Annotated in this window: 22 protein-coding genes and 1 tRNA gene; 15 read left to right on the top strand and 8 right to left on the bottom strand. The window is 37.8% G+C overall.

The window, feature by feature from the left end; genetic code table 11:
* Nucleotides 1-215: 215 nt before the first annotated feature.
* Nucleotides 216-1,241, top strand: coding sequence for a LacI family DNA-binding transcriptional regulator (locus HCX62_RS10850; protein WP_185639063.1), 1,026 nt, complete (start codon nucleotides 216-218; stop codon nucleotides 1,239-1,241).
* Between the two features lie 23 nt (nucleotides 1,242-1,264).
* Nucleotides 1,265-1,337: transfer RNA gene (locus HCX62_RS10845), tRNA-Val, on the top strand.
* A 45-nt stretch (nucleotides 1,338-1,382) separates the two neighbouring features.
* Here the strand turns inward: HCX62_RS10845 and HCX62_RS10840 are convergent.
* On the bottom strand, nucleotides 1,383-3,377 hold the full coding sequence (locus tag HCX62_RS10840; protein WP_185639062.1) for a DUF3857 domain-containing protein: 1,995 nt from the start codon (nucleotides 3,375-3,377) through the stop codon (nucleotides 1,383-1,385).
* 136 nt (nucleotides 3,378-3,513) lie between these two features.
* Nucleotides 3,514-4,053, bottom strand: coding sequence for a GNAT family N-acetyltransferase (locus tag HCX62_RS10835; RefSeq protein WP_185639061.1), 540 nt, complete (start codon nucleotides 4,051-4,053; stop codon nucleotides 3,514-3,516).
* A 162-nt stretch (nucleotides 4,054-4,215) separates the two neighbouring features.
* On the opposite strand from HCX62_RS10835, the gene HCX62_RS10830 reads away from it, so the two are divergent.
* On the top strand, nucleotides 4,216-5,628 hold the full coding sequence (locus tag HCX62_RS10830; RefSeq protein WP_185639060.1) for an MFS transporter: 1,413 nt from the start codon (nucleotides 4,216-4,218) through the stop codon (nucleotides 5,626-5,628).
* A gap of 51 nt (nucleotides 5,629-5,679) precedes the next feature.
* Here HCX62_RS10830 and HCX62_RS10825 read toward each other — a convergent pair whose 3' ends face one another.
* The 6 genes from HCX62_RS10825 to HCX62_RS10800 form a co-directional block, all read right to left on the bottom strand.
* Nucleotides 5,680-6,141 (bottom strand): ASCH domain-containing protein, encoded by a 462-nt coding sequence (locus HCX62_RS10825; RefSeq protein WP_185639059.1) that lies wholly within the window; start codon nucleotides 6,139-6,141, stop codon nucleotides 5,680-5,682.
* Between the two features lie 53 nt (nucleotides 6,142-6,194).
* Nucleotides 6,195-6,815: an RNA-binding cell elongation regulator Jag/EloR gene (gene jag / locus HCX62_RS10820; protein ID WP_008946379.1), complete on the bottom strand. Its 621-nt coding sequence runs from the start codon at nucleotides 6,813-6,815 to the stop codon at nucleotides 6,195-6,197.
* Nucleotides 6,812-7,675, bottom strand: a complete 864-nt coding sequence (yidC, locus tag HCX62_RS10815; protein WP_185639058.1) for a membrane protein insertase YidC — start codon at nucleotides 7,673-7,675, stop codon at nucleotides 6,812-6,814. Before yidC ends, jag begins: the two co-directional genes overlap by 4 nt.
* Before the next feature lie 40 nt (nucleotides 7,676-7,715).
* Nucleotides 7,716-8,075 (bottom strand): ribonuclease P protein component, encoded by a 360-nt coding sequence (gene rnpA, locus HCX62_RS10810; protein ID WP_185391755.1) that lies wholly within the window; start codon nucleotides 8,073-8,075, stop codon nucleotides 7,716-7,718.
* A gap of 89 nt (nucleotides 8,076-8,164) precedes the next feature.
* Complete coding sequence (gene rpmH, locus HCX62_RS10805; RefSeq protein ID WP_003718062.1) at nucleotides 8,165-8,299, bottom strand: 50S ribosomal protein L34; 135 nt, start codon at nucleotides 8,297-8,299, stop codon at nucleotides 8,165-8,167.
* A gap of 167 nt (nucleotides 8,300-8,466) precedes the next feature.
* On the bottom strand, nucleotides 8,467-8,937 hold the full coding sequence (locus HCX62_RS10800) for a hypothetical protein (protein WP_185639057.1): 471 nt from the start codon (nucleotides 8,935-8,937) through the stop codon (nucleotides 8,467-8,469).
* Nucleotides 8,938-9,443: 506 nt separating this feature from the next.
* Between HCX62_RS10800 and dnaA the strand changes: the two genes are divergently transcribed.
* The 12 genes from dnaA to HCX62_RS10740 all read left to right on the top strand — a co-directional run bounded on the left by dnaA (nucleotide 9,444) and on the right by HCX62_RS10740 (nucleotide 25,003).
* Nucleotides 9,444-10,799, top strand: a complete 1,356-nt coding sequence (gene dnaA, locus HCX62_RS10795; protein WP_003727573.1) for a chromosomal replication initiator protein DnaA — start codon at nucleotides 9,444-9,446, stop codon at nucleotides 10,797-10,799.
* Nucleotides 10,800-10,994: 195 nt separating this feature from the next.
* A complete protein-coding gene (dnaN, locus tag HCX62_RS10790) occupies nucleotides 10,995-12,140 on the top strand; it encodes a DNA polymerase III subunit beta (RefSeq protein WP_185639056.1) in 1,146 nt (381 codons plus the stop codon).
* Between the two features lie 107 nt (nucleotides 12,141-12,247).
* Complete coding sequence (locus HCX62_RS10785; protein WP_185639055.1) at nucleotides 12,248-13,591, top strand: MATE family efflux transporter; 1,344 nt, start codon at nucleotides 12,248-12,250, stop codon at nucleotides 13,589-13,591.
* Between the two features lie 179 nt (nucleotides 13,592-13,770).
* A complete protein-coding gene (gene yaaA, locus HCX62_RS10780) occupies nucleotides 13,771-13,992 on the top strand; it encodes a S4 domain-containing protein YaaA (protein WP_008946386.1) in 222 nt (73 codons plus the stop codon).
* Nucleotides 13,993-13,995: 3 nt separating this feature from the next.
* The gene (gene recF / locus HCX62_RS10775) at nucleotides 13,996-15,108 is read left to right on the top strand and encodes a DNA replication/repair protein RecF (RefSeq protein WP_185639054.1); all 1,113 of its coding nucleotides are present in this window, start codon (nucleotides 13,996-13,998) and stop codon (nucleotides 15,106-15,108) included.
* A gap of 48 nt (nucleotides 15,109-15,156) precedes the next feature.
* On the top strand, nucleotides 15,157-17,097 hold the full coding sequence (gene gyrB, locus HCX62_RS10770; protein WP_185639053.1) for a DNA topoisomerase (ATP-hydrolyzing) subunit B: 1,941 nt from the start codon (nucleotides 15,157-15,159) through the stop codon (nucleotides 17,095-17,097).
* A gap of 94 nt (nucleotides 17,098-17,191) precedes the next feature.
* Nucleotides 17,192-19,720, top strand: a complete 2,529-nt coding sequence (gyrA, locus tag HCX62_RS10765) for a DNA gyrase subunit A (protein WP_149116965.1) — start codon at nucleotides 17,192-17,194, stop codon at nucleotides 19,718-19,720.
* A 135-nt stretch (nucleotides 19,721-19,855) separates the two neighbouring features.
* Nucleotides 19,856-21,370, top strand: a complete 1,515-nt coding sequence (cls, locus tag HCX62_RS10760) for a cardiolipin synthase (protein WP_185639052.1) — start codon at nucleotides 19,856-19,858, stop codon at nucleotides 21,368-21,370.
* A gap of 16 nt (nucleotides 21,371-21,386) precedes the next feature.
* Complete coding sequence (speG, locus tag HCX62_RS10755; RefSeq protein WP_185391750.1) at nucleotides 21,387-21,905, top strand: spermidine N1-acetyltransferase; 519 nt, start codon at nucleotides 21,387-21,389, stop codon at nucleotides 21,903-21,905.
* A 141-nt stretch (nucleotides 21,906-22,046) separates the two neighbouring features.
* Entirely contained in the window at nucleotides 22,047-23,015 is a 969-nt protein-coding gene (gene mvk / locus HCX62_RS10750) for a mevalonate kinase (protein ID WP_185639051.1), read from the top strand.
* Nucleotides 22,972-23,943 (top strand): diphosphomevalonate decarboxylase, encoded by a 972-nt coding sequence (mvaD, locus tag HCX62_RS10745; protein WP_185639050.1) that lies wholly within the window; start codon nucleotides 22,972-22,974, stop codon nucleotides 23,941-23,943. The genes mvk and mvaD overlap by 44 nt, the downstream gene beginning before the upstream one ends.
* Nucleotides 23,933-25,003, top strand: coding sequence for a phosphomevalonate kinase (locus tag HCX62_RS10740; RefSeq protein ID WP_185532456.1), 1,071 nt, complete (start codon nucleotides 23,933-23,935; stop codon nucleotides 25,001-25,003). Before mvaD ends, HCX62_RS10740 begins: the two co-directional genes overlap by 11 nt.
* Nucleotides 25,004-25,276 lie beyond the last annotated feature (273 nt).

Raw genomic sequence — 25,276 nt, 5'->3', positions numbered from 1 at the left:
CCTAACCGGGAGCGCTCCCACAAAAAGAATTATAGTATGGAAAGCGCTTTCTGTCAAACACAATTTCAAATGTTTTTTCTAACATGTTGCTAGAGTTGAGTTTCTACACATTCGTAACATCTAGTTGGACATTTCGCGAAAAATTGAGTAATATAAACATGGATGATAATGACCGGAACCGATACCGGAAACAATAGAGAGAAAGGAAGATTACCTTGGCATCAACCATATATGACATAGCAAAACACGCGGGAGTTTCAAAATCAACGGTATCCAGAGTACTAAACAACCAAGCAAACATCTCCGAAGAATCACGAAAAAAAGTACTAGAAGCAATTGATGAACTAAACTATCAACCAAGCAAACTAGCACGCGCACTTACTTCTTCGGGTTTTGATGCTATTATGGTTATCTCAAATCGCTCTACTACAACCACAACCGGAAATCCATTTTTTTCCGAAATAATTCAATCGATTTCCACTCAAGCTGAGTTGGAAAATTTTGACCTAATCCTTCAAACAGCCAAAAACAGCGAAGACGAACTTAAAAAATGCCTCTCCAAAATCCAAGAAAAAATGATTAAAGGTATTATCATGCTAAGTTCTCCCGCTGATGAAGACTTTTTCCATCAATTAGATCCCTATAACATCCCCATCGTTGTTACTGGAAAAGTAGAAGGACATTACAAAAACATCTACTCTGTCGACACAGACAATTTTGGCGACAGTTATGCTCTAACAAAACATTTAATCAAGCAAGGCCATCAAAAAATTGCTTGTATCCATGCTCCACTCGATTATCACGTGTCGATTGATCGGCTTGCCGGTTTCCGTAGCTGCCTGTTTGACCACCAATTAGACCTACGTAATGACTGGATTATAGATAGCGGTTATAGCATAGAAGATAGTTACAAAGCCGCACTACGACTAATGGAAGGCCCTGATAAACCAACTGCTGTTTTCGCAACCGACGACCTAAAAGTTCTTAGCATTTACAAAATGGCAGCCGATAAAAACTTACAAATCCCAACAGATTTTTCCGTCATCGGCTATAATGATAAAGTAGCGTCATCTTTCCTATCACCACCACTTACGTCTATCGATATTCCCATTAATAAACTAGGCAAAAAAGCAACCAACCTATTATTCCGCCTAATCCATCAAGACAAAAACGTACCAAAAACTACCATTATCAAAACCGAAATGATTGAACGCGAATCCATTCAGAAAATAAACGCCTAAGCTTGTTTTCTGAATTCCTTTTTGGTCCTGTAGCTCAGTTGGGAGAGTATCACCTTGACATGGTGGGGGTCGCTGGTTCGAGACCAGTCAGGACCATTTATAGAAAAAGCATCTCTTTTGTAAGAGATGCTTTTTTTGACTTTATTTAAATAACTTACCTAATTTCTTAAACAATCCATCTTCAATGATATCAATGCCGATACCCCAGTTACTATCAAGTACTTGTTTATTAGCTTTAACATATTCTTCCAAATCTTTCCCTTTAATAGCAAGGTTGTGATATGGACGATACTCGATATAACAAGAAGCACCGTTTTTGTGAATTTTCTTCGTCACACGATGTTTCAAGTACTTAGACTTGATATCACATTCTTGGCGTGTATAAGAATCTTGCTGATCGATAGCATGATCTGTCGTCAAATGAATCTCTGTTTTGATAACATTACGATCAATCCAAAATGGGTAATCCTTATGGAAATGCTTATCCGCACCATCATCGATAAAGTTGCCATAGTTCCAGAAGTGTAAATAACGTTTTTTCTTTTCAACTTCATATGGATCCGTAATAGTCGCTTTATACACTACCGAAAGCTCATTTAAATCCTTATTATCTTCAACTATTTGAACAGAAGCATTAGTAAAATGCTGCTCAATTTCATTCTCTTCAAAGTTTTTATACAATGTCATACACTTATATGTTGTATAATTGTAACGGCTAAGAATCTCTTTATTAGACTCATTTTTAAACATATCACGTGATCCGTTCGCCATTCCTCCGCGTAACTTTCTTTCAAAGATAACCTCAGCCACATTTCCTTTCACATCACAACGGAAATTTTCTTCCGCAGCGGGCTCTTCATCTTCAAATGGTTCCTGTTTTTGTAATTCCGTGCCAGCTTTAATTTCTAAATAATACATAAAGCTATTTTTTTGACGATTAGCTAAAAATCCTTGGTCATTACTCATTGTCGCATCAACAAAGTAAACTTGACCTTCATGTGTTATTTTTAAAATCGCATGGTTAAAGTTGAACGGTGACGGTGTATAAACTGGCAAGAATACATCACTACCATAATTAACTAGGATAAGCTCTGAATCCACTCCTAAATAATCTAAAATCACTTTCAAAAGAACTGTTTTCGCTTTGCAGTCCCCTTGTTTCGTTTTAAAAGTAACTTCAGCAGCTTGCGGCTCATGTCCATCCATTTCTGTTTCATTGTATAAATAGTATACTTCTTTTTGAACAAAATCGATGGCATGCTTAATTTTGTGGTCTAAAGACGGTAACGCATCTAACTCAGCCACTAAATCAGCCGCAAATCCAGCAAGCTCTACTTGATAGAATTTTTGATAAATGTCGCTGATTGTTTTGGTGATTTCCGGATATGTCTGCTCCGTCACAAAATCAATGAATGGCGTAAGTTCAAGTTCTTTCGCGTCCTCACCAATATAATTTTCTTTTTCAATTGTATAAGATTCGCTATGCGGAACCATCACTTTGTCTTTTTCTAAAATTGCTCCCGCTTCGTCTCGGAAATAATGGAAGTTCGTTTCTAATTTCTTCTCTGTTTCATTTTTCAATTCAAAACGATATTTCCCATAAGCCCAGTAAGAGTTTGGAGCCGAATAAATCCAGCGGAAAAATTGATTACGAATGCTGCTTTCCTCATATTTGCGCTCAATAGAAGTTTCAATGACGAAAATATCATTTAAATGCAAGTCGCGAATAAGTACGGTTACCTTTTTCTCGTCGTTAAAGCTCGCTTGATTTTCATCACGAACATAATCCAACACTTTTACATTAATATCGTCTAATTTATCAATCACTTTTCCATCACGAACAACGGATAGAGTGTGAATATACAATACTTCTTCTTCAGATAAAATAAAGCTAGTTTTCCCAGCAGAGTTAAGCATATTCGGCTCATTTAACGTATAAGCCATCGAAGTATAACTCGTGCGAGAATTCGGCTTAGCTGTTTCTACAAGATTACACCAGAAACAATAATCACGTTCTTGCGCGATTTGTGCATCATAAAAAGCTTTATCTTGTGTATTTAACCAAGAAGCAATGTTTTCTTGCTTTGTTTCAGGAGAGCTTAATTCAGGTTTTATAAAATAATATTCTTTTGTCATTGGGAAATCTCCTTAAATTTTTTTAGATACCCCCATTTTAGCAATAAGTAAATAGAACAAACAAGGCAAAATCTTTATGATATCGTAACTTTCGGTTTATCTACACTATTTAGTAAAAAATTAGACACAATTGCTACTAATTCCCCTCTATCCACGAGAACAATTTCACATCTTGGTATACCTCGCCTATTTTTTCATAATCTCGAAGTAAACCCTCCTCTGAAAAACCAAGCTTTTCCAATAATGCTATAGAAGCTGTATTTCTCGGGTCTACTTTTGCTTCAATTCGGTGCAGTTCAAACGATTCTTTTCCCCATTCTATCAATGCTTTCACAGCTTCCGTCGCATAACCTCGTTTCCAAAAACGCGTACCTAGATCATACGCAATTTCTGCCCGCTGGTTTTCATGGTCAATATAATTAAAGCCACATGTCCCAATGATTTCTCCAGTTGCCTGCAAAATAATGACACATCTGAGCGCTTTTCCTTCGATTTCCAATTGTCTCAACATCCGAATCATTTCTTCCACTGGTTGTAAACTTTGGAAAGGCTCAATATTCATATATCTAGTAACCGAATCATCTGACCAATAACCGAATAAAATCTCCGTATCAGCTAATGTCATTTCACTTAAAAAAAGCCGTTCCGTTTTTATCATTTGTTTACGATTTTCCATAAGTTAACCCCCGCCAATTTAATAAAAAAAGCTTATCAAATCTAACTCGCAAAGTAAAATGTTTCACGTGAAACATTAACAGTTCCTTTATTCTTAGGAGTTTTTATTCTTTAGGTTTATAATGAAAACTATCCCGAAAAGCTTCAAAAAGGAGAATGATTTATGGAACAAACTGATAAACGTAAGAATTTAGCACTTATTTCAATTATGCTTGGAGCCTTTATTTCATTACTGGATACGACCATTGTTAATGTTGCTCTACCAGATATTACGACCGCACTTCATGCTACAAGCGAAACAATTGAGTGGGTCATTTCAGGCTATGCACTTGCTTTTGGAATTGTACTTATTTTAGCCGGCCGCCTCGGTGATAAATTTGGCAGGAAAAATATCTATATTATTGGGATTTCACTATTTTTGATTATGAGCGTAACAGCTGGCTTTGCTGATTCAGAAAATAGTTTAATTATTTCCCGGGTAATACAAGGACTTGCCGCCGGACTGTTTTTCCCGCAAATTAATGCGACAATTATGGATATGTATTCTGGAAAAAGTCTTGGGAAAATCTTTGGTATCCTTGGTTCAGTTATTGGTGTTGGAACCGCCATTGGACCGCTTACTGGTGGACTTTTAATTGAACTTTTTGGTGCTACAAATGGCTGGCGTGCTGTTTTCTTCGTGAATGTGCCTTTCGTTTTAGTCACTCTCGTTCTCGCCGTGCTCTATCTTCCAAAAAGAACTGTCTCCACAAAAAAAATCAGCTTCGATTTACCCGGAGTTGGTATGCTGACAATTGCACTTTTACTATTACTCTTCCCACTTATTTCAAATGGCGCAAATGATTTCAAGCCAATCGATTATCTTTTAATGGGATTATCTATTCCTCTTTTTATTATTCTCTACAAATGGAGCGTCTATCAAGAAAAGAAAGGCAATCAACCATTAATCGCTCCCAACTTACTTAAAAACAACCAATTTGTTTCAGGAATGCTCTTATCACTCGTTTACTTTGCTGCATTTACGAGTATTTTCTTTGTTTTATCACTAACTTGGCAAACTGGTTTCAATCGTTCCGCCATTCTATCTGGACTAGCTATTAGCCCATTTGCATTAGGTAGTGTCCTTGCTGCTTCGAATAGTTATCGTCTCATTCCCTTACTTGGCAGGAAGCTTTTAATGCTCGGTGTAGCCCTAGTTATTGTTGGTCTTGGAACCGTTTCTATTGTTTTCCATCTCCATGATGGTACTTTTTCTGCTTGGTTGCTCTTCCTTCCGCTGTTTATTGCAGGTATTGGCAGCGGTTTGATTATTGCCCCTTTAAACAGCTTCACACTTTCCACCGTTCATGGGATAGAACGCGGCGGAGCAAGTGGTATGTTTAATACAGCGCAGCGAATCGGGTCATCTTTTGGTATCGCTGTTGTCGGATCGGTATTTTTCCGCACATTAGGAAATACAGCTGCGACTTCTAAAGCAAGTGCCTTTTCAGACAGCTTACAAATGAGTATGTATGTAAATATTGCTCTCCTTATTGTTTGTTTCTTGCTGATATTCCGTTTGCCAAAAAATATCTAAAAAAAAAGAGCCCTCTGTATATGGCTCTTTTTTTGTTTCACGTGAAACATTCTATTTAAATACAACTTCAAATTCTTCGCAAACCACTAGAGCATCTTCTTCAAACGAAATACCCAGCTCCACACATTCATTCGTAAAAAAAGAAGTATGTACTTTCCGCCAATATTCCAGCGTCCGATCCCCTTCTCCTTCTAAATAAGCAAATGTTTCTGGGACTTCATTAAACGGCATAATCGTTACACCAACTAGTTTAATAATCCCCATCGCTTCGTCGTCACCATCTAAAAGAACGACATGTGAACCAACTGATGGCATCGTTTCCCCGCCCTGGTCATACCAATAAAATAGGCTACTAGTCCCCGTTTTTATCCCGTTCATCACAAGTTCACCCAGTTCATTAGCCATCCGTGCAGAATTACCAAATGCCCAAGCTTCAAATTTATTAGAAATCGTCGGGTTCTCCGCTCGATATTTTTGCCACATTTCATTAACCGAATCTTTATAAACCACCACTTAAATCCCTCCTAAAAAAAGACTGAGGTTCCTAAAAACCTCAGCCTAAAAATTTATTTCCGAACTGGCTTAATCACAATATAACGATAAGGATCGCGTCCTTCAGAATGCGTTTCAATTTGATCATTCTCGCTTAAAATAGCATGAATAATTTTTCTTTCAAATGAAGGCATTGGTTCTAAATGAACAGCACGCTTCGTTTTAAGAGCTTTATCCGCCATTTTATTCGCTAAAATTACTAATGTTTCGTGACGTCTTTCACGGTAATCCCCTACATTAACAATAATGTTTTTGTATTGGCTCGTTGTTTTATTAGCAATTAATTGTGTTAAGTATTGAAGAGCATTAAGGGTTTGACCGTGTTTGCCGATTAGCATACCTAGGCTGTCACCTTTAATTTGCAACTTCACATCTTTACCAACTTCTTCTACATCGATCGTGATTACTGCACCCATTTTGGTAGCAACATCTAAAAGATAATCAATCGCTACTTGGATACCATCTTCTTTTTCAATTACTTTTACCATAGCCAGTCTTGAACCAATTCCGAAAATACCTTTTTTACCTTCGTCTAGAACTTCTACTTCGACCTTGTCGCGTGTTGTTTCTAAAGTGGCTAATGCATTTTGGATAGCTTCTTCAACGTTTGAGCCTTGCGCAGTTAAATCTCTCACTTTCTTTTCTTACCTCCTTTTTTGGAAGCTTTCATGTTAGCTGCTTTTTTCTTCAAGCGATCTTCCGCAACTTGAGCAGCAGCCAGCGCCTCCTGTTCGCGTTTGTTTTTAAAAGGATTATTAATTAAAAGTGTTTGGAATACGGTGAAAATGTTACCGATAATCCAGTATAGAGCAAGTGCAGACGGTAATGTAATACCCATAAATAGAATCATTACTGGCATGATATAAACAATCATTGCCATTGATTTATTTTGCTGTGTTTGCCCCATCATAGAAATTTTTGATGATAAGAATGTTGTTAATGCTGCAACAACCGGCAAGATGTAATATGGATCCGGATTTCCCAGTTGCATCCATAAGAATGTATCTGTTTTAATTTCTGCTGTTCTACTAATAGCTTGGTAAAATCCTAGTAGAATAGGCATTTGAATTAATAACGGTAAACAACCCATCATTGGATTTACGCTATTTTCTTGATATAGACGCATTGTTTCTTGTTGTAATTTTTGTTTTGTTTCATTATCTTTAGACGAGTATTTTTCTTGTAGTTCTTTGATTTTCGGTTGTAAATTTGTCATGGCTTTTTGGCTTTTCAGCTGTTTGATCATTAAAGGCATGATAAGTAGACGAATTAAAATTGTAACAACGATAATTCCGACTGCATAACTTCCCCCGAATAAATCGGAAAACCACGTAATAGTCCAGGATAATGGGAACACGATATAATGACTCCAAAATCCAGTTGATTCTGATGTAATTGGATCAGTTGAATAGCCACAACCCGAAAGTACAGCCATTAATCCGATTACAAGACTTGCGATGAGCAACTTCTGTTTGAATCGCTTTTTCTTCTTCAAATTGATGTAACCTCCAATTTCGCCTTTTTCAAATTTCCACTCATTTTGAATTGTTTGCTTTTTGCTTTAAAACACGCCCCACTTTTAAAACATGAATCAAACTTTTCTTTACTTCATGAAAATCCATATTGGCCGCCGGTTTTCTGGCGATGATAATATATTCATTTTCAGGATTGATTTGGCCTTCTAATTCATGGAATGATTGTCTTATGTAACGTTTAATCCGATTTCGGCAGACAGCGTTTCCAATTTTTTTACTAACCGATAAACCAATGCGAAAATGATTCGATCCTTCTTGCTTTAAAGTATAAACAACAAATTGACGGTTAGCAAAAGATTTTCCTCTTCGGAATACTTTTTGAAAATCGTCATTTTTTTTAATTCTATATTTTTTTTTCATACATTCTCCATCTTCTTACATATCTTAGTATAAGGCCGTTTGACTCAGAGATTTTTCAAAAAAAAAACCACTGAGTCGTTTTCAGTGGTCTACGCAGATAAAACTTTTCTTCCTTTACGACGACGACTTGCTAAAACTCTACGTCCGTTTTTAGTACTCATACGCGTACGGAAACCATGCACTTTTTTTCTTTTACGTTTACTTGGTTGATATGTTCTTTTCATTAATTACACCTCCCATGAAAGGGTCCAATCGAATTTATCTATTAGACAGTCTTAGATATTGTACGTGACGTGGTCATTTTTGTCAATACTATTTAGACGAATTTCTATTTAGACTCCGTTCACTATCATACCATATTTTTATAGAGAGAAAAACTATTTTTGAAAAATTATTGTGTTAAATAGATATATTTTTCTCTAGTAGTGTCTGGGATAGCGATTTTTCGCCCGGAAATCTCTACTAAATACTGAGCAAATTCCCCAATTTTCTCAAATTCAGCTGGATATTCAAAAATGAGTTTTTCCTTTATTAAATAGTTATCCACATAATGGCTTGTTTCTGGCTGAAAAGATAATAATCCTTCTATAAAACGAATTACTTTGGTGAATTTTGGAATTTCCTGCTCTTCTTCTAAGTCTGTAAAGTGAAAAAACATCGTGTAAAAATGATTTTTTTTGATATTTACTGAAAAAGCTTCTTTATTTATATTACTTTTTGCAAATACCTTAAAATCGTCAATCTCTGCTGGTTCCCGTTTGTCGTGAATTAATAAGTAGCCAAACACGTCGTCAATATTCCCGTTTTGTATAACCCGATAAAATTCAGTATCTCTAGTTTTCAAAAGCCGTTGAAATATCATTTTTCACAACCTCATTTTTTTGTCTTTTTTTTCGTATTCGGTAAATAGTTTAACACATTGTCGCAATGAAATCCTTCTCTAAAAAATGTGGATAACTCGTTAATAACGTCTTTTTATTGTGGATAACCTTTTAATTTAGTTTAAACTTATACACAATTAGTGGTTATTTACACACAATGGCTTGTGGATAATTAATTTTAACAATTTCATTACAGATTTCTTTACACACAAGTTATACACAAGTTAACTGGCTGTGGACAACCGTTTTTCACATCTGGACAGTTTTGTGGATAAATTTGGTAAGTCCTTGCTATCAGAGTGATTTTCTGATATTATAATTCCTGTCGAATAGAAATATAGCTGGGGAAAACTAAAGTTATCCACAATCCAATTTTACTTTGTGGATAATTTTTTAACAGTGTTTGGATAACCTTATCCATAGCTTTTTCTATCTGTGGATAACTTTATAGCATCCATTTACATTACATAAAAAAGGGGGGTTACTAGTGCAATCAATTGAAGACATCTGGCAGGAAACACTGCAAATCGTTAAAAAAAATATGAGTAAACCGAGTTACGACACATGGATGAAATCAACAACCGCTCATTCACTTGAAGGTAACACGTTTATTATTTCAGCGCCCAATAATTTTGTTCGCGATTGGTTAGAGAAAAGCTACACGCAATTTATCGCTAACATTTTGCAAGAAATAACTGGTCGCTTATTTGATGTCCGCTTTATTGATGGCGAGCAAGAAGAAAACTTCGAATACACTGTGATTAAACCGAATCCAGCGTTAGATGAAGATGGCATTGAAATTGGAAAACATATGCTTAATCCGCGTTATGTTTTTGATACGTTTGTCATTGGTTCAGGGAACAGATTCGCCCATGCAGCATCACTTGCAGTAGCCGAAGCACCAGCGAAAGCATATAATCCACTCTTCATTTATGGAGGAGTTGGCCTCGGCAAAACACATTTAATGCACGCAGTTGGCCACTATGTTCAACAACATAAAGATAATGCGAAAGTAATGTACCTTTCCAGCGAAAAATTCACGAATGAGTTTATTAGTTCTATTCGTGATAATAAAACCGAAGAATTCCGCACAAAATACCGGAATGTGGATGTTTTACTTATTGATGATATTCAATTTTTAGCTGGTAAAGAAGGAACACAAGAGGAATTTTTCCATACATTTAACACACTTTATGATGAACAAAAGCAAATTATTATTTCCAGTGACCGACCACCAAAAGAAATTCCCACACTGGAAGATCGGCTTAGATCCCGCTTTGAATGGGGCTTAATCACTGATATTACGCCACCAGACTTAGAAACACGGATCGCCATTTTACGTAAAAAAGCAAAAGCGGACGGATTAGATATTCCAAATGAAGTCATGCTTTATATCGCAAACCAAATTGATTCGAATATTCGCGAGTTAGAAGGCGCGCTCATCCGAGTAGTTGCTTATTCTTCCCTCGTTAATAAAGATATAACAGCTGGTCTTGCAGCAGAGGCACTAAAAGATATTATCCCCTCTTCTAAATCACAAGTTATTACAATTAGTGGTATCCAAGAAGCAGTTGGTGAATATTTCCATGTGCGTTTAGAAGATTTTAAAGCAAAAAAACGGACGAAAAGTATTGCATTCCCGCGCCAAATCGCTATGTATCTTTCTAGAGAGCTTACAGACGCCTCATTACCAAAAATCGGTGATGAATTTGGTGGCCGAGATCATACAACCGTCATCCATGCACATGAAAAAATATCGCAACTACTAAAAACCGATCAAGTGTTGAAAAATGACCTTGCTGAAATTGAAAAAAATTTAAGAAAAGCACAAAATATGTTTTAATAGACCTGTGTACAATGTGGATAACTGAAACATACTTACCCACAAGTTATCAACATGTGGAAAACTTTATACCGCATGGCTTACAACCTACTTATCCACAAATCCACAGCGCCTATTACTATTACTACGATTTTTTATTAATTAATTAAAGGTTTTTGAGGTTTTACAAAATATAAAAAAAAATGGGGGATACTCATGAAATTTGTTATTGAGCGTGATCGTCTTGTCCAAGCAGTCAATGAAGTTACTCGTGCCATCTCTGCAAGAACAACGATTCCAATTTTAACGGGAATAAAAATAGTCGTAAATGATGAAGGTGTAACACTAACTGGTAGTGATTCCGATATTTCCATCGAAGCATTTATTCCATTAATTGAAAATGATGAAGTTATTGTAGAAGTAGAAACTTTTGGTGGAATTGTTCTTCAATCCAAGTACTTCGGCGATATTGTTCGTCGTTTACCTGAAGAAAATGTAGAAATTGAAGTAACTTCTAATTACCAAACTAACATTAGTTCCGGTCAAGCATCTTTTACACTAAACGGCTTAGATCCAATGGAATATCCTAAATTACCAGAAGTTACTGATGGTAAAACTATTAAAATTCCAATTAATGTACTGAAAAACATTGTTCGCCAAACTGTATTCGCGGTTTCTGCTATCGAAGTTCGCCCAGTACTTACTGGTGTTAACTGGATTATTAAAGATAACAAACTTAGCGCAGTTGCAACTGATAGTCATCGTCTAGCTTTACGTGAAATTCCACTTGAAACAGACATTGACGAAGAATATAACATTGTTATTCCAGGAAAAAGCTTATCAGAACTAAATAAAATTTTAGATGACGCAAGCGAATCCATTGAAATGACACTTGCGAATAATCAAATTCTCTTTAAATTAAAAGATTTACTATTCTACTCTCGTTTACTTGAAGGTAGTTACCCAGATACATCTCGTCTAATTCCAACTGATACTAAATCAGAATTAGTCATTAATTCTAAAGCATTTTTACAAGCAATCGACCGTGCGTCCCTACTTGCTCGTGAAAATCGTAATAACGTTATTAAATTAATGACCCTGGAAAATGGCCAAGTAGAAGTATCCTCCAATTCTCCGGAAGTTGGGAATGTTTCTGAAAATGTCTTCAGCCAAAGCTTTACTGGTGAAGAAATCAAAATATCTTTTAACGGTAAATACATGATGGATGCTCTGCGTGCTTTCGAAGGTGATGATATTCAAATTTCCTTCTCCGGTACAATGCGACCATTCGTACTTCGACCAAAAGATGCAGCCAATCCAAATGAAATTTTACAATTAATCACGCCGGTTAGAACTTACTAATCTCGCAAAAAGCACATCCGTCTTGGTTTCAAGGCGGATTCTTTTTTTGTTATAGTACAGTTTTTGGATAGAAATGTATATTTATGCAAACGGAGGTAATTCTTAGCATGATGAAAGATATGACAACTGGTAATCCGACAAAATTAATTTTTTTATTCGCGATGCCAATGTTGATTGGAAACTTATTTCAGCAATTTTATACGATGATTGATGCGGTTATTGTCGGGAAATTCGTCAGTGTCGATGCGCTTGCTGCTGTTGGAGCGACAAACTCGGTCAATTTTTTTATGATTTCTTTGATTATTGGACTTATGAGCGGGATTTCTGTCGTAGTTGCGCAGTATTTTGGTTTTAAAGACTATGATCGTTTGAAAGATGTTATTGCTACGGCGACTTATGCGGTGGTTTTTTCGGCGATTATTTTAACGATTGCGGGAGTTTTACTTGCGAAGCCACTGCTTGTGTTACTTAGAACGCCAGCGAATATTTTGGATGATTCGACTATCTTTTTAACCACCCTCTTTATCGGGATTTTACCGATGAGTTTATATAACGGGATGGCGGCGATTCTTCGGGCACTCGGAAATTCGATTACACCGCTGATTTTTTTGATTTTATCGTCTTTAATGAATATTGCACTTGATTTTTTATTTGTTGTTTATATGGATATGGGGGTTCGCGGGGCTGCGATTGCGACAGTTTTATCCCAAACAGCTGCAGCAATTGCCGTTATTTACTATGCTTATCGTCACGTGCCGTTTATGCGGATAGAGCGCGCAAAATTCAAGCTCTCCACTCCACTACTGAAAGAAATGGTGCGCATTGGACTGCCTTCTGGATTACAAGGATCCTTTATTTCGATTGGGAATATGGCGTTGCAAAGTTTAATAAATGGTTTTGGTTCTTCGGTTGTTGCAGCTTATACGGCGGCAAGTCGAATTGATTCACTTACATATCAACCCGGAATTGCTTTTGGCGCAGCTTCTTCTATGTTTGCTGGTCAAAATATCGGTGCGGGGAAAATTGACCGTGTTCGGGAAGGATTTTGGTCGGGAATTAAAGTCGTTACAGCTATAAGTATCGGAATTACGATTTTAGTGCAACTTTTCGCTCGGCAGTTTTTATTACTATTTGTAGATTCCAGTGAGACGGAAGTTATTAATATTGGCGTGAGTTATTTGCTGATTGTATCGTTATTTTATGTTGTTGTTGGAATTTTATTTGTAGTACGGGAAACGTTGCGTGGTACTGGAGATGCGATGGTTCCTTTAGCGATGGGGATTTTCGAGCTAGTTTCACGACTTGTAATTGGCTTTGTTTTATCGCTTTATATTGGTTATGTGGGGCTTTGGTGGGCTACTCCAGTTGCATGGATCACAGCAACAATGCTCGGCGTCTGGCGATATAAATCTGGAGCTTGGCAAAAAAAGGCAGTTATTCGGCGAAAATAACCATTTTAATAAAAAAACGCCAGAGAAGCTCATATTTTCTTTTTTTGAATAAATAATATCCCCCCATTAGTTTTGCTAAAAAAAGCTGAAAAACGAATATATGAAAATATTCTTTGTATTATTGGCAAAACTTTAGTAAAATAGAAGGTAGTGATAAAAAAAGATTGGGCGTGAAATTTTTGGCTGAAACAGTGAAGATAAATAGTGAGTTCGTAACGCTTGGTCAACTTTTACAAATGATTGATGTAGTTTCGACTGGTGGAATGGCAAAAGCGTACCTTAGTGAAAATACGATTTACATCAACGGAGAGCAAGACAATCGTCGGGGGAAAAAGCTTCGTAATGGCGATGTTATCTTAGTTCCCGGTATTGGAAAAGTGAAAATTGAGCAAGGAAAATAGCAGATGCATTTAGAAAGTATTGTTTTAAGAAATTTCCGTAATTACGAAAACTTAGAACTAGAATTTTCCCCATCTGTGAATGTTTTTCTTGGCGAGAACGCACAAGGTAAAACCAACCTTTTGGAAGCTGTATTGATGCTTGCACTTGCAAAATCACATCGGACAACAAATGATAAAGATTTTATTATGTGGGATAAAGAAGAAGCCAAGATGGAAGGCCGGATAGCAAAGCACGGGCAATCAGTGCCTTTAGAGCTTGCTATCACCCAAAAAGGCAAGCGAGCTAAAGTAAATCATTTGGAACAAAAGAAACTGAGCCAATATGTTGGCAACTTGAACGTGGTTATTTTTGCCCCAGAAGATTTATCGCTTGTAAAAGGTGCACCAGGAATTAGACGTCGCTTTTTAAATATGGAAATTGGACAAATGCAGCCGATTTATTTGCATAATTTAAGTGAATATCAGCGGATTTTGCAGCAACGAAACCATTATTTGAAGATGTTGCAAATGAAACGCAAAGTAGATCCGATGTTGCTTGATATTTTGACAGAACAGTTCGCGGATGTCGCCATTAATTTGACGAAAAGACGAGCTGATTTTATTCAAAAATTAGAAGCATATGCGGCACCAATTCATCACCAAATTTCGCGAGGTTTAGAAGCGCTTAAAATCGAGTATAAAGCTTCCGTCACGCTAAATGGGGACGATCCCGAAGTGTGGAAAGCAGATTTACTTCAAAAAATGGAATCAATCAAACAAAGAGAAATCGACCGTGGTGTCACACTTATTGGGCCACATCGGGATGATTCTCTGTTTTATATTAATGGGCAAAATGTGCAAGATTTTGGTTCACAAGGCCAGCAGCGGACAACGGCACTTTCTGTTAAATTAGCGGAAATTGACTTAATCCACGAAGAAACTGGAGAATATCCGGTTCTTCTTCTTGATGATGTGCTAAGTGAACTCGACGATTACCGTCAATCACATTTGCTCGGAGCTATTGAAGGAAAAGTACAAACCTTTGTAACGACAACAAGTACGAGCGGGATCGACCATGAAACGCTCAAACAAGCAACAACTTTCTATGTAGAAAAAGGTACAGTAAAAAAATCCTAATCTAGGTTAATATAATTTGATGAAAAAGAAAGTGCGGTGGAATAATTAATGTCAGAAGAAAATATTACAAATGTACAGGAAAGTGCTTCCGATTATAACGAAGATCAAATACAAGTACTGGAAGGCTTAGAAGCAGTTCGAAAAAGACCTGGTATGTACATTGGTTCAACTAGTCAACGCGGACTCCATCACCTTGTATGGGAAATTGTCGATAACGCAATCGATGAAGCCCTAGCTGGTTTTTGTACAGAAATTGAAATTACAATTGAAGCGGATAACAGCATTACTGTTCGCGATAACGGACGTGGAATTCCAACTGGGATTAACGAAAAAATCGGTCGCCCAACAGTAGAAGTTATCTTTACCGTTCTTCATGCCGGTGGTAAATTCGGCGGTGGCGGATATAAAGTATCAGGCGGACTTCACGGGGTTGGTGCATCGGTAGTTAATGCCCTTTCAACTTCTCTTGAAGTACACGTGCATCGTGAAGGTAAAAAATATTACCAACGTTTTGAACGCGGTGATGTTGTGATGGATATGGAAGAACAAGGCGAAACGGATTACCGTGGAACAATTGTTCACTTTACGCCAGATCCACAAATTTTCACTGAAACAACAGAATTTGATTTTGATACGCTTCGTACGCGTACGCGCGAACTTGCTTTCTTGAACCGTGGTCTAACAATTTCGATTGAAGATAAACGAGACGAGCACAAAGTACGTAAGAATTTCCACTATGAAGGCGGAATTCGTTCTTACGTCGAGCATTTAAATAAAGCAAAAGACGTTATCCATGAGCCACCAATTTATTTGGAAGGCGAACGCGATGACATTATGGTTGAGATTTCCATGCAATATAACACTGGATTCTCAAGCAATATCATTTCATTTGCGAATAATATTCATACGTATGAAGGTGGAACACACGAATCTGGATTTAAAACGGCATTAACGCGGGTTATTAATGACTATGCGCGTCGTAATAAATTGTTCAAAGATAGTGATGATAACCTTTCTGGTGAAGATGTTCGTGAAGGTTTAACAGCAATTATTTCCATCAAACACCCAGATCCACAGTTTGAAGGACAAACAAAAACAAAACTTGGAAATTCAGAAGCCCGTTCAATCACGGATAAACTGTTTTCTGAGGCTTTAAATAAATTTATGATGGAAAACCCAGATGTTGCTAAAAAAATCGTTGAGAAGGGCGTTGTGGCCTCTCGTGCACGTCTGGCTGCTAAGCGCGCGCGTGAAGTTGCTCGTAAAAGCAGTGGCTTAGAAATTTCTAGCTTGCCGGGTAAATTAGCTGACTGTTCTTCCCGTAACCCTGAAATCAGCGAACTTTATATCGTTGAGGGTGACTCAGCTGGTGGTTCCGCTAAACAAGGTCGTGACCGTTTATTCCAAGCGATTTTACCGATTCGTGGTAAAATTTTGAACGTAGAAAAAGCGCGTTTAGATCGTATTTTAGCTAACGAAGAAATTCGAACTATTTTTACAGCAATGGGTACTGGTTTTGGCGGAGATTTCGACGTTTCTAAATCCCGTTACCATAAATTAATTATTATGACTGATGCCGATGTTGATGGTGCACATATTCGTACACTGCTTCTTACGCTATTTTATCGTTATATGCGTCCTCTACTTGATGCAGGTTATATCTATATTGCACAACCACCGCTTTATCAAATTAAGCATGGTAAGCAAGTAGAATATGTATACAGCGATGGACAATTAGAAGATTATCTAGCATCCCTTGATGGAGACACTAAATACAGCATTCAACGATATAAAGGTCTTGGAGAGATGAATCCTGAACAACTTTGGGACACAACGATGAATCCTGAACACCGTACACTACTTCAAGTCAATATCAAAGACGCTATTGATGCCGATGAAACTTTTGAAATGCTGATGGGTGACCGCGTGGAACCTCGTCGTAAATTCATTGAAGAAAACGCGCAATACGTTAAAAACTTGGATGTTTAATAAATATTTCCCGGGTAATATTTGGGATATTAATTGTTTTTAAAAGGTTTGAACTAGATTCAGCCTTACTTTTGAAAGGGAGGTTTCTCTAACAATGGCAGAAACACCAAATCAACGAATAACAGAGATAAACTTAAATAAAGAAATGCGGACTTCATTCTTAGACTACGCGATGAGCGTAATTGTTGCCCGTGCCCTACCAGATGTTCGTGACGGATTAAAGCCAGTTCACCGTCGTATTTTATATGCGATGAATGACTTAGGTATGACTTCTGATAAAGCCTATAAGAAATCGGCGCGTATTGTTGGGGAAGTTATTGGTAAGTATCACCCCCACGGCGATACAGCGGTTTATTTTACAATGGTTCGGATGGCGCAAGATTTTAGTTATCGTAATATGCTAGTTGACGGACATGGTAACTTTGGTTCGGTCGATGGTGATATGGCGGCAGCGATGCGTTATACAGAAGCACGTATGTCGAAAATTTCGATGGAACTGCTGCGCGATATTAACAAAGATACGATTGATTATGCTGATAACTATGATGGTTCCGAGCGTGAGCCAGTTATTTTACCAGCGCGTTTCCCTAACTTACTAGTCAATGGTTCGTCAGGTATCGCGGTTGGTATGGCTACGAATATTCCTACCCACCATCTTGGTGAAGTAATTGACGGCGTTTTGGCGCTTAGTCATGATCCAGAAATTACTATTCGTGATTTAATGGAGTATATTCCAGGACCTGACTTCCCTACTGCTGGGATGATTATGGGACGTAGCGGAATTCGTCGCGCTTACGAAAGTGGTCGCGGTTCGATTACTGTTCGTGGTCGTGTTGACATTGAAGAAAAGAAAAATGGTAAAGAAACAATCGTTATTACTGAAATTCCTTACCAAGTAAATAAAGCGCGCCTAGTTGAGCGTATTGCGGAACTAGCTCGTGAGAAGAAAATTGACGGTATTACTTCCCTAAATGATGAGTCTGACCGTTCCGGAATGCGCATCGTTATTGAAGTTCGTCGTGATATTAGCGCAAGTGTTATCGTGAATAATTTATTCAAAATGACAGCACTTCAAACTACTTTTGGTATTAATATGCTCGCACTTGTCGACAACCATCCAAAAGTCCTTAATTTAAAAGAAATCCTTTATTATTATTTGGAACATCAAAAAGTAGTTATTCGTCGCCGTACGGAATTTGAGCTTCGTAAAGCAGAAGCGCGTGCTCATATCTTAGAAGGTTTACGAATTGCACTTGATAACATTGACGCGATTATTAAATTAATTCGTGGATCAAAAACTTCTGATGTCGCTAAAGAAGGTTTGATGACACAATTCAACCTTTCTGATAAACAAGCGCAAGCCATTTTAGATATGCGTTTGCAACGTTTAACAGGTTTAGAACGCGAAAAAATTGAAGAAGAATATCAAAACTTAGTGGCATTAATTAACGATTTAAAAGCCATTTTAGCTGATGATGAGCGTATTCTTGAAATTATTCGTGAAGAATTAGAAGAAATCAAAGTTAAATATGCGGATAAACGTCGTACAGAAATCTTGGCTGGTGATTTAGTAAGCCTTGAAGATGAAGACTTAATCCCAGAAGAAGAAGTAGCAATCACGCTAACTAAACGTGGCTATATTAAACGTTTACCATTGTCGACTTATCGTAGTCAACGTCGTGGTGGTCGTGGTATTCAAGGTATGTCTACACATGAAGATGATTTCGTAGAACACCTTGTTGCAACGAGTACGCATGATACGTTACTATTCTTCACTAACACTGGTAAAGTTTACCGTTCGAAAGGTTATGAAGTGCCTGAATACGGTCGTACTGCCAAAGGTATCCCAATCATCAACTTACTTGGAATCGAAAGCCAAGAACAAGTGAATGCCGTGATAAATCTATCCGAATTCACCGATGATAGCTACCTATTCTTCACGACGAAACATGGTGTCGTGAAGCGTACAACCCTTTCTCAATTTGCGAAAATTCGTCAAAGTGGTCTTCGTGCAGTTGAACTTCGTGAGAACGATGAACTTATTTCCGTTCAAATGACAGATGGTAGCAAAAACATGATTATCGCAACGAAACATGGACAATCTATCTACTTCCCAGAAGAAAATATCCGCGTAATGGGCCGTACAGCTGCTGGTGTTCGTGGTATTAGACTTCGTGAAGACGATGAAGTTATCGGCATGGAAGTACTAGAAGACGATGAAAAAGTACTCGTTGTAACGGAAAAAGGTTATGGTAAACAAACGCCAGCTTCCCAGTATCCGCTTCGTAATCGTGGTGGTATGGGTGTTAAAACCGTTACAATCACTGAGAAAAACGGTAACTTAGTAGCAATGAAAACTGTTACTGGTGAAGAAGACTTAATGCTAATGACCGTGAGCGGCGTCTTGATTCGTTTTGAAATCGAAACCGTATCACAAACAGGTCGTAGCGCAATGGGTGTCAAACTAATTCGTCTTGATGAAGATGAAAAAGTAGCCACTGTTGCAAAAGTTCCAAAAGAAGAAGATGAAGTTGAGCTTGAGGAAGAAATCGACGAAACACTAATCACGCAAGTTCCTGATGAAAGTTTTGAAGATGCTCCTGGAAGCGACATAGAAGAATAAAACCAAGCTGGAAATGACTCTAATTTGCGAATTAGAACGATTTTCCAGCTTTTTTTCGGTATTAAAAAGCGCTTTTTGGTCGCATTTTATGTATAATATCTTTAATACGTCTAAAAAAGGGAAGAGTTGAAAAAAATGCGCAAACTGATTCAATTTCTGTTTATAGCAGTAGTTTTATTTTTAGTGGAATACGTTTTAATTAATCAAGCAGCCATACTTTTCTTAGTAACAAGTGCGATTATTCAATTGTGCGGGGTTGTTATTACGGTTCGGCTACTCCTATTTGATCAGCGGAATACTAGCTCAAAAGTCGCCTGGATTGCGGTTATTTTCATTTTACCTGTACTTGGAACAATTAGTTACCTTGTGTTCGGTAGAAATCCAGCAACTAGAAAATTCAGCACAGCTCAAGTTACGGAAAAAGCTAAATTAATAAATGCAGTTCATGCAATTCCGAATAACACCAATGAAAAATTACCAAGACTCTCTAAAAGGATTGCTCACTTAACGTCCATAGAGCCGATTAAGGGAAATGAAATTGAAATACTAACAAATGGTGAAGAAACTTTTCCAGTACTCTTAGACGCGCTTAGAAAAGCGGAAAACCACATCCATATTCAATACTATATTTTCAAAACGGATGAAATATCTACCGAGATTCGAGATATTTTGGTAGAAAAAGCGAAATCTGGCGTTGAAGTTAGGTTTATGTTTGATGGATTAGGTTCAAGCAAATTGCATAAAGCCTTTTTAGCCCCTTTAAAAGAAGCTGGCGTTAGCATTCACGCATTTGATCCGATTTCCTCGCCGTGGATTGTAAGAACGGCTAATTTAAGAAATCACCGTAAAATTGTCGTGATTGATGGGCAAATTGGCTTCACAGGTGGACTTAACATTGGCGAAGAATATCGTTCCAACACACCAGACTTCCGTGTTTGGCGCGATACGCATATTAAAATCACAGGTCAAGCAGTAATCGAACTCCAAGAATCCTTTTTAAATGATTGGATTTACATGGAAAATCGAGCTGGCGCTGCCGACGGGTTTATCAGCGAAACCGGATTAAAACAGTATTTCTCACCAGTTGATATGGGCGATGAATGGGCTCAGGTTATATACGGCGGACCATACGATAAAGAAAAATGGGTTCGCGATTCGATGCTTGATTTGATTGATTCCGCTAAAGAGTCAGTTTGGATTGTGTCGCCCTACTTTGTTCCTGACGAGGAATCACTTGCGGTTATTCGCCGGGTTGCAATGAGTGGTGTTGACGTACGGGTTATCATTCCTGGAAAAGGCGATCGCGGGATTTCATTCCACGGGAGTAACGCTAATGTGAAAACGATGATTGAAGCAGGTGCAAAAATGTATGCTTATGCCGATGACTCTTTTGTTCATGCGAAGGCAATGTTAGTGGATGGAACGCGTGCGGCTATTGGGACTGCGAATTTTGATGTTCGTAGCTTTAGATTGAATCATGAATTAATGGTGTTTTTATATGATGAAAGCGAGGCTATGCATCATTTGAAACGCGACTTCAAGAAAGATTTTGAAGATAGCCGATTATTTACGATGAAAGACATGGAAAGTAAACCGTTGTTGACTCGTATAAAAGAAGTTCTATCCAGTTTATTATCACCAATTTTATAATTTTAGGAGTGGAAAAATGAGTGGAGATTTAAAACTTAGACCGCTTGAACGAGAAGATTTGAAATTTGTTCATCGGTTAAATAATGACGCGAAGATTATGTCGTACTGGTTTGAAGAGCCATATGAGGCATTTGTCGAGCTTCAGGAGTTATATGATAAGCACATTCACGATCAGTCAGAACGCCGTTTTATTTTAGAATTAGATGGCCAAATGGTTGGATTAGTCGAGTTAATGGAAATTGATTATATTCACCGAAGAGCGGAATTTCAAATTATTATTGATCCTAAGTTTCAGGGACACGGTTACGCCGTTTCTGCCACAAAACTCGCGATGAAATATGCTTTTCACGTGCTAAATTTGCATAAATTATATTTAGTCGTTGATAAAGTAAACGAAAAAGCAATTCACATCTATGAAAAAGTTGGTTTTATTCGTGAAGGCGAACTAATTGATGAATTTTTTGTTGATGGAACTTACCACGATGCGATTCGAATGTGTATTTTCCAACAACAATATCAAGAAATGGATATTTAAAAGGTGATTGGCGCGGGAAAAGTTGCGCCAGTCATTGTTTTGGGTCAAAAAAAGTTCTATAATAAGGTTTTAGTGAAAAAATTATGGTATCATGAAGTATTAAAGTTTGTATTATTTTGATGGAGAAAGGATTGGCGTGCATTGGCTACAGGCATTGGGACAGCTAAAATGATATTATGCGGAGAACATGCAGTTGTATACGGAGAACCGGCAATTTCAGTCCCATTTACACAAGCAGTAGTAACGACAAATGTAGAGACTTCTACAAAAACCAAATTCTCTTCGGCATTTTTTACAGGTGATTTAGAAGATATGCCTGATTTCTTAGCGGGAATCAAAGCATTAGTTGTAGACGTTTTAAGCGAAATTGGAAATGATGAATGTGTTTCGATTCATGTGATTTCAGGCGTTCCAATTGGACGAGGATTAGGCTCAAGTGCTGCAGTAGCGACAAGTATTGCGCGCGGCTTATATAAATATTTCAATCAAGAATTAGACTCAAAAAAACTATTAGCAATTGTTAATGCGGCAGAAAAAATTGCTCACGGAAATGCCAGTGGCGTTGATGCCATTACGGTTGTGAGTGAAAAACCAGTTTGGTATGAGCGAAATCGAAAACTAGAGATTATGCACTTTCCTAAAAAAGTCACGTTCGTCGTGGCGGATACAGGTGTTCCAAGCGAAACGAGAGACGCAGTTAAGGATGTTCAAGTTTTATACAAAGAAAACGAAGCCGAAATTGGGAAAATAATTCACCAACTTGGCGATATTTCCCGGGAAATAAAGACGCATTTAGAAGGCGATGCAGACACTGTGAAGATTGGTGCTGCAATGAATAAAGCACAAACTTATTTGGAAACTTTGACAGTAAGCGATAGCAGTTTAGAGAAATTAATTAAAGTAGCTAGAAGTAGTGGCGCAGACGGGGCAAAACTTACAGGTGGCGGTAGAGGTGGATGTATTATCGCTGTAGCAAAAAATCAAGAAATCGCTGAAAAAATAACGAAGGCGCTTCATAATGCTGGAGCTGCACAAGAATGGATTTTTACGATTGGAGAAGGTAGTTATGAGAGCGACAGCCATCGCACACACGAATGTGGCGCTAATTAAATACTGGGGAAAACGCGATGAACACTTGATTCTACCTGCAAACAGTAGTTTATCCTTCACGGTAGATAAATTTTATACAAAAACAACAGTAGAATGGGACAAAAATCTATCCCAAGATACATTTATTCTTAACGATGAACAAAAAACGGATGCAAAAGTAGCTCGTTTTATAGATAAAATGCGTGAAGAGTTTGGCTTAACAGCAAAAGCAAAAATCACTTCAGAAAATCACGTGCCAACTGCGGCTGGACTTGCTTCATCAGCATCCGCATTTGCGGCTCTTGCACTCGCAGGATCCAGTGCAGCGGGCAGAAATGACACAAAAGAATATATCTCCAGACTGGCTCGTTTCGGTTCTGGATCTGCTTCTCGTTCCGTTTTCGGTGATTTCGTTATTTGGGAAAAAGGCGAGCTGGCGGACGGTAGTGATTCATTCGCGGTTCCTTTCACTAACAAATTATGTGACAAAATGTCCCTTGTAGTCGCAGTAGTTTCGGACCAAGAAAAGAAAGTTTCTAGCCGAGATGGCATGCGTCTAACCGTGGAAACATCCCCGTTTTTTGAAAAATGGGTAGCAGCAGCTGGGACGGATTTGGAAGAAATGAAACAAGCTATTTTGGACGAAGATTTCATCAAAGTTGGCGAAATCACAGAGCGAAACGGCATGAAAATGCATGCGACAACACTTGGCGCAGAGCCACCCTTCACTTATTTTCAACCACAGTCACTTGAAATAATGGACGCAGTTAGAGAATTACGCGAAGATGGCATACCAGCTTATTTTACAATGGATGCTGGCCCTAATGTGAAAGTGATTTGTGAACGAAAAAATGAAAATATCGTAGCAGAGAAGTTGTCAGGTTTGGCTAAAAACGTTCTAATTTGCCACGCTGGTAAGGAAGCGAGTGTTATATCAGATGAAAAATAAACTACAGGTTAAAATACCCGGAAAATTATATGTTGCTGGTGAATATGCGGTTGTAGAATCCGGTCACACAGCCATTCTAACTGCGGTTAACCGTTATATAACGCTAACGCTAGAAGATAGTGAGCGCAATGAATTATGGATTCCACATTATGAAAATCCAGTGTCATGGCCAATCGGCGGCGAACTTAAACCAGACGGGGAACATTGGACTTTTACAGCTGAAGCAATCAATATTGCGACAACGTTCCTAAAATCAGAAGGCATCGAGCTAACTCCAGTGAAAATGGTCATTGAAACAGAATTAATCGATCAATCTGGCGCAAAATATGGACTAGGTTCAAGCGCAGCCGCAACGGTAGCTGTAATCAACGCGCTGATGACAAAATTCCATCCAGAAATATCCATGCTGAAAAAATTTAAACTAGCTGCACTTTCCCATTTAGTCGTTCAAGGAAACGGTTCATGTGGTGACATTGCATCTTGTATGTACGGCGGCTGGATTGCGTATACGACGTTTGATCAAGAATGGGTGAAGCATCGTTTAGCCTATAAATCACTTGAATGGTTTATGAAAGAACCATGGCCGATGTTACAAATCGAAACATTAGAAGAACCAGTTTCGACATTTTCAGTTGGTTGGACGGGTACACCTGTGAGTACTGGCAAACTTGTTTCGCAAATTCACGCGTTTAAACAAGAAGATAGCAAAAATTATCAACATTTCTTAACTAGAAATAACGAAATCATGAAGCAAATGATTCAAGCTTTCCACACGAAAGACGAAGAACTGCTTTATGCATCTATCAAAGAAAATCGTCGTATTCTTCAAGAACTTGGAACAAAAGCTGGCGTCAACATTGAAACGAGCTTGCTAAAAGAACTAGCGGACTCGGCCGAAAATATGGGCGGCGCAGGAAAATCTTCCGGTTCTGGTGGCGGAGATTGTGGAATAGCTTTCTCGAAAACGAAAGAACTAGCCGAAAAACTAGTTCAAGAGTGGGAATCGCTTGGTATTAAACATTTACCTTTCCATACAGGGAGAGTTCAAATTACTGAATAACGGAGATATCACTAATAAAGCCGAACAACTTTTACATAAAAGTTGTTCGGCTTTTAGTTTGATTACTAAATCTTTTTTTCAGTCTTATTATCTTTATTAGATAAATTATCTGCATGATTAAAAATAACCACACCAACAACTGTCAAAATGCCAGATTCTGCACCAGAAAGAATATCCGTGAAAAACAACTTTCCGTATAAAAATCATGTACAAATTGTTTCGGATTTCACAATCTAGGGAATAGTGAACAGAATAAAAGTTTGTGAAATATTT

The organism is Listeria swaminathanii, assembly GCF_014229645.1.
Classification (GTDB): Bacteria; Bacillota; Bacilli; order Lactobacillales; family Listeriaceae; genus Listeria; species Listeria swaminathanii.
Note: the sequence above shows the minus strand (reverse complement) of the source record. Positions and strands in the feature narration are given on the sequence as shown.

Bases quoted from the DNA above. Each gene is read 5' to 3' on its own strand.
- HCX62_RS10740 (WP_185532456.1), top strand. From the start codon at position 23,933: ATGAAAAATAAACTACAGGTTAAAATACCCGGAAAATTATATGTTGCT.
- dnaN (WP_185639056.1), top strand. From the start codon at position 10,995: ATGAAATTTGTTATTGAGCGTGATCGTCTTGTCCAAGCAGTCAATGAA.
- rpmH (WP_003718062.1), bottom strand. From the start codon at position 8,299: ATGAAAAGAACATATCAACCAAGTAAACGTAAAAGAAAAAAAGTGCAT.
- HCX62_RS10800 (WP_185639057.1), bottom strand. From the start codon at position 8,937: ATGATATTTCAACGGCTTTTGAAAACTAGAGATACTGAATTTTATCGG.
- gyrB (WP_185639053.1), top strand. From the start codon at position 15,157: ATGTCAGAAGAAAATATTACAAATGTACAGGAAAGTGCTTCCGATTAT.
- HCX62_RS10830 (WP_185639060.1), top strand. From the start codon at position 4,216: ATGGAACAAACTGATAAACGTAAGAATTTAGCACTTATTTCAATTATG.
- HCX62_RS10840 (WP_185639062.1), bottom strand. From the start codon at position 3,377: ATGACAAAAGAATATTATTTTATAAAACCTGAATTAAGCTCTCCTGAA.
- gyrA (WP_149116965.1), top strand. From the start codon at position 17,192: ATGGCAGAAACACCAAATCAACGAATAACAGAGATAAACTTAAATAAA.
- HCX62_RS10835 (WP_185639061.1), bottom strand. From the start codon at position 4,053: ATGGAAAATCGTAAACAAATGATAAAAACGGAACGGCTTTTTTTAAGT.
- mvaD (WP_185639050.1), top strand. From the start codon at position 22,972: ATGAGAGCGACAGCCATCGCACACACGAATGTGGCGCTAATTAAATAC.
- cls (WP_185639052.1), top strand. From the start codon at position 19,856: ATGCGCAAACTGATTCAATTTCTGTTTATAGCAGTAGTTTTATTTTTA.
- rnpA (WP_185391755.1), bottom strand. From the start codon at position 8,075: ATGAAAAAAAAATATAGAATTAAAAAAAATGACGATTTTCAAAAAGTA.
- HCX62_RS10785 (WP_185639055.1), top strand. From the start codon at position 12,248: ATGATGAAAGATATGACAACTGGTAATCCGACAAAATTAATTTTTTTA.
- recF (WP_185639054.1), top strand. From the start codon at position 13,996: ATGCATTTAGAAAGTATTGTTTTAAGAAATTTCCGTAATTACGAAAAC.
- speG (WP_185391750.1), top strand. From the start codon at position 21,387: ATGAGTGGAGATTTAAAACTTAGACCGCTTGAACGAGAAGATTTGAAA.